Annotated in this window: 1 pseudogene; it reads right to left on the reverse strand. The window is 72.5% G+C overall.

The features are described 5' to 3' along the window. Positions 1-121: 121 nt before the first annotated feature. Positions 122-1,591: pseudogene (locus WX88_RS26420) on the reverse strand (beta strand repeat-containing protein); the annotation flags it as partial.

A 1,591-nucleotide genomic window follows, 5' to 3' on the forward strand; every position in this document is an offset into this window, starting at 1 on the left:
TGTAGGTCGTGCCGGCGTTGGCACCGCCGGCATACGTAATCACGGGCTGGCCGTTGGCGTTGGGGGCCGAGGAGTTGCTCGTGCTGCCGCTGATGGTCAGCGTGGCCGCCGTCAGGCCCGCGGGCAGGGAGAGGGTCTGCTGGCTGTTGAGCGCCGGGTTGGGGCCGGTGTTGGTCATGGTCGCGGTATAGCTGATCAGGGTGCCGGCGCTCACCGTACCGGGCGAGACGTTGGTCGTGCCGCTGAAGGCCGTCAGGGTATTGATCAGGTTGGCCGTCGTGCCGGTCGCCGCCGCGGTCGTGGTGGCCGGCGTGCCGGTGGCCGCCTGCGTGGTCACCGAGCCAGCTGTGGCTGCGTTGACGCCCGCGCCGGCGTTGCCGGTGTCATTGGCCAGCGAGGCCGGGGTGAAGCTCGTGCTCGGCGCGAGCGTCGTGCCGCTGGCCGGGGCCGCGAAGGTGAGGGTGTTGTTCACCGTCTGGCCCGGCACCAGGGCCACCGGGGGGAAGACCACCGTGCCGGCGGCCACCGCGAGGCTGCCGGTGGGCGAGGCCACGAAGGCCCCGTTGACGAAGTCGCCGGTCACGACCGTGGTCGTGGCGTTGTAGTAGCCGCCGCCGGTCAGGTACACGTTGGTGCGGCCCGGGCCGATGGTGACGGTCTGCACGATGTCGGTGGCGGTGGCGGTGCCGTTATCGGTGGCCGTGACCACGTAGGTAACCGGGTCGCCGGCCGTGGGGTTGGCCGTCGGGCCGGTGATGCTCACGCCGATGTCGTAGCGCGGGGTGATGGTGAGCGTGTTGCTGGCCGTGTTGTTGGCCGGAACCGGGTCCACGGTGGCGTTGCTGACCTGGGCCGTGATGGTGTAGGGACCGGTGACGGGGGCCGCGGTGGCGAAGCTGTAGGTCTGGGTGGCGCCCAGGGCCAGGGCCACGGCCGGGAACGTGAGCAGGCCGGTGGTCGTGTTGTAAGTGGCCCCGTTGGCGGGGCCGCCGGTGTAGGTAATCACGCCGGCCGTGGTCGTGTTGCCGGTGCTGCCGCCCAGCGTCAGCGTGGTGGCCGTCAGGCCGGGGCGCAGCTGCACGGTTTCAACCACGTTGGCGGCGGCGCTCAGGCCGGGGCCGGGGTTGTTGGTGGCCACCAGGGTGTAGGGCACGAGCGTGCCGGCCGGGACCGGGCCCGGGGCGGCGGGGGTGCTGGTGATGGTGGTCGACAGGTCCGAGCGCGGGGGCGCGACGGTGACCTGAAGCAGGGTCGGGCTCGCCGTCTTGCCGTAGAGGTCGCTCACGGCGTAGGGCAGCGTGGCCGTGCCGACAAAGCCGGCGACGGGGGTGAAGGTGACCACGCCGGTGGTGGCGTCGGCCGCGAAGGTGCCCACGCCGGCCAGGGTGCGGGTCTTGACGGGGGTCGTGGCGGTCGGGTCGAGGTTCACCGAGGCCGGGTCGAGGCCGCCGACGGCGTCGGTGTCGTTGCTGAGGATGGCGGCGTTGGCCGTGCCGGCGGGGCCGTTGAGCACGAGGCTGGTCGTGCCCAGGGCCAGGGTGTAGCGGTCGGTGGCAGCGGTGGGGGCGTCGTTGCAGTCGGCGCTGGCCTG

It is taken from the genome of Hymenobacter terrenus, from assembly GCF_000972495.1.
GTDB classification, from domain to species: Bacteria; Bacteroidota; Bacteroidia; order Cytophagales; family Hymenobacteraceae; genus Hymenobacter; species Hymenobacter terrenus.